Annotated in this window: 7 protein-coding genes and 1 CRISPR repeat array; of the genes, 4 read left to right on the top strand and 3 right to left on the bottom strand. The window is 53.1% G+C overall.

Features of this window, described 5'->3' with window-relative positions; genetic code table 11:
- The 4 genes from LQ952_RS14670 to LQ952_RS14655 form a co-directional block, all read left to right on the top strand.
- Window positions 1-658: hypothetical protein (locus LQ952_RS14670; protein ID WP_238623370.1), on the top strand; the 658-nt coding region annotated here is incomplete at its 5' end.
- 53 nt (window positions 659-711) lie between these two features.
- Window positions 712-1,254: a hypothetical protein gene (locus LQ952_RS14665; protein WP_238623369.1), complete on the top strand. Its 543-nt coding sequence runs from the start codon at window positions 712-714 to the stop codon at window positions 1,252-1,254.
- A gap of 10 nt (window positions 1,255-1,264) precedes the next feature.
- Window positions 1,265-1,795 carry a hypothetical protein gene (locus tag LQ952_RS14660; RefSeq protein ID WP_238623368.1) on the top strand — a complete coding sequence of 177 codons (531 nt, stop codon included), beginning with the start codon at window positions 1,265-1,267 and terminating at the stop codon, window positions 1,793-1,795.
- 3 nt (window positions 1,796-1,798) lie between these two features.
- Complete coding sequence (locus LQ952_RS14655) at window positions 1,799-5,209, top strand: DEAD/DEAH box helicase (RefSeq protein ID WP_238623367.1); 3,411 nt, start codon at window positions 1,799-1,801, stop codon at window positions 5,207-5,209.
- Window positions 5,210-5,788: 579 nt separating this feature from the next.
- A CRISPR array of direct repeats spans window positions 5,789-6,102; the repeat unit is 37 nt; unit sequence CTCAGAACGTAGACCCTGATGAAGAAGGGATTGAGAC.
- Between the two features lie 511 nt (window positions 6,103-6,613).
- On the opposite strand, the gene cas2 is transcribed toward LQ952_RS14655, so the two are convergent.
- The 3 genes from cas2 to LQ952_RS14640 all read right to left on the bottom strand — a co-directional run.
- Entirely contained in the window at window positions 6,614-6,949 is a 336-nt protein-coding gene (cas2, locus tag LQ952_RS14650; protein ID WP_238623366.1) for a CRISPR-associated endonuclease Cas2, read from the bottom strand.
- A 233-nt stretch (window positions 6,950-7,182) separates the two neighbouring features.
- A complete protein-coding gene (gene cas1, locus LQ952_RS14645) occupies window positions 7,183-8,160 on the bottom strand; it encodes a CRISPR-associated endonuclease Cas1 (protein ID WP_238623365.1) in 978 nt (325 codons plus the stop codon).
- 5 nt (window positions 8,161-8,165) lie between these two features.
- Window positions 8,166-8,354 (bottom strand): CRISPR-associated endonuclease Cas2 (locus LQ952_RS14640; RefSeq protein WP_238623364.1); only part of this gene is annotated, 189 nt, incomplete at its 5' end.

Here is an 8,354-nt window from a genome sequence, read left to right as displayed (position 1 = left end):
TGAGGGACGCAGCAGTACCCAAATGCAAACTGAGGCATTGCAGGCTCGATTGCAGGATCATGCAAAACATCAAACCGGCCACGACCGGCTGAAGCAGGCAAATCAGGCTCTGTTTATGTGTCTCTTTTCTGATGCTGAGGCTTTTTTGAAAAAACACCCCCATTGGACCTTGAGTTATGAACTCCAGCCGCTGGAAGAGGCTGCCGTGCGTTATTACTCCTTAAAATTGCCCTTGCCTGGACAGGAGTTGCCCTTTACTGGAAAACACAATGTCTGGATGCCTGCCCAACAACAAGCGACCAAAAATTCGTCTGTTTATCACTGGCCGTTAGTGCAAGCAAAAGTGGAATTTCTTTATGCCGAAGGTTTGAATCAAAACCCTTCGCCACCGGAACTTTGGAAATATCACTGGTGCGCCCACAGCAGACAACAGATTGAAGTTAAAAACCTAGCGCTACAGCCGGATACTCGACCCCTGGAGAATGGTGATATCTGGCTGGGGCGGCTGGCGACCTGCCTGCCTGAGGAAAGCCACACCCAGCGGTTAATGACACGGCAAATCACCTTTGCCCCTGTAATCACAGCTTGGCAACTGGATGAAGGTCAGGTCAAAGATTATTTAACCGAGGCACTGGCGAATTTTCAGTTGTCACTCTAGGTTTTTTTAACTCAGAGTTTTGGCAATTTACGCAGCATGCTTGGGAGGCTTTTATGCAGACAGTGCCAATTTTTAGAGATTTTATCAACCCCAACCAAGTCGGCGGTACACGGGAAGCACGTCTAGCACGAGGTGTGCAGCGCTTAGGGTTATTGGTGACTAAAAATGCAGGCAAGCTGAATCCGGCCGCAGCGATGATTGATGCCGGTTTGTCTTTACTCGATGCCGGTCTTGCCTATCTTCGATATAGCACGGAAAAGCGTGTGACTCGTGCACTTCAAGATCAGTTGGATGCCTTGAGCCATCAATTGGATAATGATCTTATAATATTGCAGATCGATCGCAAAGCCCGCGAGCAGAACTACCAAACCTTTATCCAAGCTATTGATCATCGTTTGCAGGAAAATCGCAGCATTGCTCAGCAGGTGCACAAAACCATGCGGCATTATCGCGACTTGGTTGATGGTATTCTTCAACAGTTGGAAGAGGCGCGTTGTCAGCAGCAGACAAATCTACAAGAATTTGTGCGGTTGGAAGCCGCATCCCATCGCGCCATGCGTGTTTATCTTTCTTTTTTTGTCAACAGTCAGCCCTGAAGAGATCACCGTGCAGAAAACCCACCCCATCACCAGTCGAGTTGCTTCTTCAACGATCAAAGGATCAACCCCTTTGCCACAAAATGAAGCATCCAATACCACAGATAATTTACTGGATCGTATCAATCGTACACTGGATCATTTCCCGGGGAATCAGCGCTTGTCTGTCGTCCAAAATCTTACCAGCCTGTCCTCAGACTTGGTTAACCTATACCAGACGCATAAACAAACCCAAGCCGCCTTGGCCGCCTGCCAGCGTGACAAACACATTTCTGATAACGAAATACGTCATAAGGTGCTCGAATTACAAGGAATCATTGAGCGTGAACACACACTGCGCGCGCAAAATCTCAGTGATCATGAATACCGAATGGCGATTCTGGCGCAGCAGGGGCAAAAGTTTAATCTCAGGATGCAGCAAACTGAACAATATATTGCCGAATACCGACTCACCAAGGATGTTCAGCTCCTCGCATTGGCCATCGATTTAATGAATCAAAACAACGAAAACAACGAAAACAACGAAAACAACGAGGTTTAATTTATGCCATTTCCTGTTATTGCTGTTTTTGTAGGCATTTCCGTGACGGCCACCTGTGCAGCTTTTATTTTTAATGAAATGACCGAAAAGGAACGCGCTCATCAAAATAAACTGCGCGATCGTATTGATGGCCTGCAAGCAGAGCGGGAGTCACTGTCAGCGGCCAGCGAAGCGGAGAGAAAAGTGTGGTGGGCCCAAAAGGCGACCAACTACAAAAGTATCTTGCTTGCAGAACTCAAGCGCCTGGATGATGAGCATCGCCCATTGTTTGCGGAAATTCAAGGGCTGCAAGGATTGATTAAAAGCGAGCTACAAAAGCCCAATCTTAGTCGCCTGCGCCGTGAAACCCTGCGATCTGATGAACTGGTCGTGGAAGACGCCCTCTGCCGTTATCAGGCCCATGCCGATTACCGGGCTTATTTTCAGCAAAAGGTCTATCAACTGGCCAGCCATCAAGCACACAAGGAACTTTTAGACTTACCGTTGCCGGCGTTTTCCCTGCCCGCGGAATGGCTCTACGTTGGCAAGGTTGTGCGTTTGAATGCCGCCACTGAGCTAGGTCACCCCCTCGCCTTTGGGCAGGTTCTGCAACTCACCGGCGAAAAACGCCGGGAAGGCCGTACCGATCAGTATCAGCGCCAGCTCTTGGCCGATTACCCACAAAGCGATGCGGTACCCATTCAAGTGATTCAGGCCGATCGTAAAAACAGCAGGCGTTTTTACGGCTGTGTAGCGCGCGGTCGCTTCTTTGAAGAACACCATTGGACCCATGAGCCAGTGAAAATGACGATCGAGAAAAGGGCTGCAGGAGGTTATCGCGGTCATCTTTTTAATGGCAGCCTGCCGGTATTTTTGCCCCATCAGGCATTGGATGAACCTGGCATCAACTTGCCAGTGGGAGGCATCATTGACGTCTGGCTCAAAAGTCATGATCTTTGCCTGAAACAAGCGCCCTTGGCCGAGGGATTCAGCGCCCCCTGGGTGACCAATCGTGCGCCGGCGGCACTCAACCCCCATCACCAGCGCCTGAGCCTGTTGGTCAGTGAAAAAACCCGGGGTTTCGATCTTCTGGTGGATCGGCAGCCGGATCTGGAAGGCTGGCAACTCGTGGAGTGGAACCCGCAGCAACAAAGCGCTCGCATACGGCAGCACGACCTGTGTTTGACGGTGCACCCGGACGCTCGGAACAGTACCTTTCTAGTCGCCAGCATCGAGACGCAAGCCCAGCCCGACCTCAACGGCATCATGCTGCCTTTTGCACTGGAACTCGTGGATGCCGTACTGGCGGATGATCCTTACATTGCCTCACCGGATAGTTTTAACAGGCTCATGTTTTTGGCCCAACAATTGCTTTTGGTGCCCGAAGCTCAGGCGCGTCGTCAACAGCAGGCCGACTTTATGGCACGCTGGCTGGCCGTGCTGGATTATCAGCAAACCACCAATGAGCACACTCTGGATTTACGCGCCGCCCCGGTTGCCGGGGAGGGCCGGGAGTGGCGCTTGCCGCTGACGTCCGAGGCCCTGCTGGTCAGTGATGAACAAGGGTCGCTGAGTCTGGACGAGTGGTTGGATGAGTTGGGCCGATTCAAGCAGGAAGAAAACGGCTATCAACTGGAACTAACTGTGTGGAAAGCACTAGGGCGCGAGGAGACCCCCTCGCGCTGGCGGCGGATGGCTTGGACAACGTCCCGGCACTGCAATCTCCTGCTGGAATCCAGCACCAATGGGTTTAGCCTGTGCTTTACTCCGCCTGCCAATGCACTGGGTCAAAGCTTGAGTAGCGGACAGGAAGAACGCTGGCAACTCCGCCTGAGTAAACGGGATAACAGCCTGCAACGTCAGCGCCAAGCGCTGGATGCCTTTATCCGGGATGAACTGGTGGCACCGGATCTGAAAGAAATGCTACTGATGCCGGAATACCTGTCAACCCAACCCGATGCCTTCTGGCAACAGCGGGTAGCACAGGGACTGTCCTGGCAGAACTCACAGCTGACTCCCACGCAGAAGCAGGTGATTGAGACCTGCCTGACCGCACCCCATTTGGCCTTGGTGCAGGGCCCACCAGGCACCGCAAAAACCACCTGCATTGTTGAGTTGCTGCATCAGCTCTTCAGTGCCCGCGCGGATTTGCGGGTGTTGGTGGTTTCACAGCAAAACGCCGCCGTCGACAATGCCCTCAGCCGCTTTATAAAAACCGGTGGTCTGGACAACGGCCGCCTGCACCTGTTGCGCCTAGGATTGGCAAGCAAGGTTCAGCCTAAGCTTCAGGCCTTCACTCTGGAAAACCGCATGACGGCCACCTTTGATGCCTGGCAAGCCGCGGCACAAAAGGCTGTGTTCACTTGCCAGAGCAGCGAGGAGACCGACCTGCTCTACCAATGGCAACAACGCTTGCAACAGCTGCGTCAAAAAGCCCAGCCAGAGAAGGGCGAGCGTTCCGAACCCGATGCCGAGGTCGCAGAAATGCTGCTCAATGGACACAACTTGGTGGGGGCAACCTGCGTCGGTTTGGCTTCTTGGTACTTGGGCATGAACCGCCTGACGTTTGATCTGGCGATTATTGATGAAGCCGGCCGTGCCACCGTACCCGAGCTGTTGATCCCGCTCTTGCGCTCACGCAAGGCCATTTTGATTGGCGATCACCACCAACTACCGCCCACGGTGGCCCCGCTACTGCGGGAAGAGTGCAGTCGTGAAGCACTACCTTTCCTGGATGAAACCTTTCTGGAAAACAGCTTTTTTGAGCAATTGTTTCACAACCTTCAGGACACTCACAAAGCTCGGTTGAAAGAACAATACCGCATGGTTTCCCCCATTGGGGATTTGGTGGCGGAGCTCTTCTATACGGAAGACGGCGAGCGACAGCTGTTTAATGGTCAGTGCACAAAAAGAGCAGCCTCTGACCTGGCTTTACCTGCCCTGAAGTGGGTGAATGTCAAGGGTCGTCATCGCCAGGGCAGGCAGGGGAAAAGTCTGGAAAACCCCATCGAAGCCGCCGTGCTGGCTGAGTTTTTGCGGAAGCAATCTGGAGGAAATAAACTGAAACAGCCAATCGATGTAGCAGTCATCACCCCCTATCGCGCTCAAGTAAGAATGATAGAAAAAAAGTTACGCAAGCAAGGCGCACAAGGGAACAGTCACCGCGAACTTCAACTGGGTCAGTTGACGATTAAAGTGGACACTGTCGATAGTTTTCAAGGCAGTGAGGCGAGCCTAGTATGTTATTCCGCCGTCCGTACTTTTGGACGTCTGGATTTTGTGCTAGACAAAAAAAGATTAAACGTTGCCTGCTCCAGAGCTCAGAATCATCTGGTGTTTTTTGGTGATCAATCTTATCTAACCAAGGAACAGCATGGCCAAACCAATAAAGTCAACTATTTTGAAAAAATTCATCGTTGCTGCATGAACTGCTGAAGCTTCCAGATCCCTTCTTCATCAGGACCTACTTTTCGGTGCCTCGATGTCATGAGGCATTCATGCAGGCGCCTTAGCAGGGTCTTTGTGCCTGCGGAAAATTCAAAGCATTCACTAAGATTTTATCTTAAAATCAACATGTTAGAGGTTTCTATCCCGTTTTTCCTAGGCCTGAGGGTTGCGGTGAGAATCAGCCAATATCCTCGACGACACCTTACACCGCATCAGATCGGCAATACAGGCAATGTTTGCCTCCGGACTGCCGGACTCCCTGCATGAATTTTTGGAATCATCCTGGTATCCGGCTACGCATCAAGCCCCAAGGCCATCCACTCCTAGGAAGTGGGCCGGCGGCTTGACACGGAAGGGGACCACTATACAGGTTCAACTCAAGAGGGAATTATTGCGGTGCGTCACCATCTAGTCGCTATGGAGCTTGGTCAAGGCCAGTAATTGGGCTAAGATGAGGGCACTGGCAGCGATGGAGGTCCGATTTTGAAGTATCACTTTTCAAACCGAAATTTTTTCTGGAACCCCTCTTGTAAGTTATTGATTAAAAAGTCTCGATGGTGTCGCCCCCTCAGAACGTAGACCCTGATGAAGAAGGGATTGAGACGTTGACATAAACGTACACTCCTACTATTTTTTGCTCAGAACGTAGACCCTGATGAAGAAGGGATTGAGACGGTCAACTCTTTTAACATCGCCTCATCTTCACCTCAGAACGTAGACCCTGATGAAGAAGGGATTGAGACCTCCTGTCCCCATGAACTCCTGAGACATGTTCTCTCAGAACGTAGACCCTGATGAAGAAGGGATTGAGACGAAGATGAATACCGATGTGGCGTATTTTTCCCTCAGAACGTAGCCCCTGATGAAGAAGGGATTGAGACTTGAAACCGATATCAAAGTCGACATAACTACTCACAGGGGGGGGGGAGGCTGCCATGCACACTACTTTGAGGGGATTATTGCCCGCATCCTGCTCGCTTCCTCATGATTTTCAAAATCATGATTAAGCCTCCGCCGTTTAGACTGTGCTGTACCAAATGTGGTTGGATCAAAACCTTTGCTCCCAGCAGGGACGCTCTCATCGCTGGTAGAGACTATGTGCGCACTTGTCCTGACTGCGGCCGTGATGAATTAGAAAGAAAACCAGTTAGCCATATGAGCGGTCTCTGGGATTTCATTCAGAATAAGCTGGATAAGTAGAGGAGGTAGAACTGGTGAGTGGGTTGGAGGGCAGCATTCGTGATGCCTGCATTGGGTTTCCATCCAGGCCCAGAAGGCCTGGATCACCTGCAGGCTGTGCTAGGTGCGCCACTCGAATTCTGGGCCACTCTTAAGTTCCGTGACCGCTTCTTCTCGCTGCGGCCGGCAGAGAATGAATGAATTCAGACATCATCAATCCCGCCATTCTCCAGGCCGCACCAAGCGGGCCAGCCCGGGGCTGAGGGAAGACTCCAGATGCAGGTTATCCGGCAGCAGCCCCCTGCCCAAGGTGTATAGCTGCACTTTCTCCGGTATGGGGTACACCCGCACATCGTCTTCCTTCGGCTTGATATAGGTCTTGATATCCCGCATCAGGCGCCTCAGTTGGGCAGTACTGCCTTCAAAATGGAATACCGAGTACTGCACAGGTTGGGCATGCTTCTTGATGAACCTATGCAGGCGTCCAAGTCTGCTTTTATCGGCAATGTCGTAGCAAATTAGCCAAGCCCGGAGTTTTGTCTGGCTCATGAATGATTCTCCACCTGCATATGGCGTTTAAGATCCCCAAAGTTGCCGCAGCACAGGTTCATTTCCGCCTAGAACAGATCGGTAAGATCCGTGGCCAGCACTCCCCTGATCCAGAGACTGGTCGGCCGTGCACGGACTTCCCGGGCTTCCGGTCCCAGCAGATAAAGTGGCTTGCGGTCAGAAGCCGCCATTCGCGGCCGTGATGATGGGATGGATCGAGTCGCCATGATGTTTCATGCCTCTTCAAAGGGGCTTTCAAGCCATTGCCGACCTTCATCCCGCAGATAGCGGGCCAGCTTGCTGCAACGCGCCCTGAGCCATCGGCGATGGGCGGTGCTCCGGGCTTCCCAGTGTTCGTAGAATCTCTGCCGCCCCGCTTTGCCCAGGAGACAGGCATCGCCATCCTGGCTGAAGTGACTCACCCGGAGTACTTCGTTTCGGAACAGGGCCCAGACCCACTCGTCGATCACGGGTCGCATGGGTTCGATCAGATCACTGGCCAGCGACTCCCTGCCTATGCTGGGACGGTGATAAAACCCGATCAAGGGGTCCAGACCTGCCACATGGGCGGCCCGCACGGCATCAAAGTGCAGCAGGGTATAGGCCAGGGAAAGGCAGGCGTTCACCGGATCTCTGGGCGGGCGTCGATTTCTGCCCGTGAAGTTCAATGAAGGTGCAAACAGGGCAGTCAATCCCTGAAATGAGGCCCGGGCGGCGGCACCCTCCAGCCCCCTTAGACGGACGATATTCACCTCGCCATCAGAGAGTTCCACCTGGATACGCCCCAAGCTTTCACTCGCGCCCGTGAGCGCCCGACGGACATCCGGTCTTGCCAGCACTGCACGATTCAGCAGACGCAACTGCCGATGTAATTTGGCCTGCACCAGATCCCGGCTCCAGGCAAGGCAGAAGGCGTCATCCATCAATCGATGGACCTGGGCGATGCGAATGCCTGCGTCGTTGTGTTTTGGTCCCAGCACCAATGCCAGACGACGATGTGCCCTGGGACTCATGATGAGTGTGGTTGCCCCGAATTCTCCCAAACGACCCAGGACGCCGGATTCCAACCGGGTCTGTCGCCCCTGGATCACGACGCGCTCCAGCAGTTTCATCGGCACGGTACCCCGGCGCTCGCCCCCTTCATAGAGCGCCAGGGCCTCCCCATCGACACGCAGTTCCAGTTGAGCTCTGTCCAGAAACAAGGTCGCCATGACTGTCATCCCATATAAAAGAGTGTGGGGTCGTGGGGCTGCGTGCCCTTGCCCAAGGTATGCACACGCCCGCGCGGGTCCAAACGCAGCAGCAGGAAGCGGTCTTCTTCCTCATCCAGGATCAGGGCCATGTCATGAAGCAGTTCGCGACGCTCGGCATCCGTCAGGAATACCTCGTGGACTGACTTCTGCCC

The sequence above is a fragment of the Ectothiorhodospira lacustris genome, from assembly GCF_022227785.1.
Lineage (GTDB): Bacteria > Pseudomonadota > Gammaproteobacteria > Ectothiorhodospirales > Ectothiorhodospiraceae > Ectothiorhodospira > Ectothiorhodospira lacustris.
This window is presented reverse-complemented; position numbering and strand designations above follow the sequence as displayed.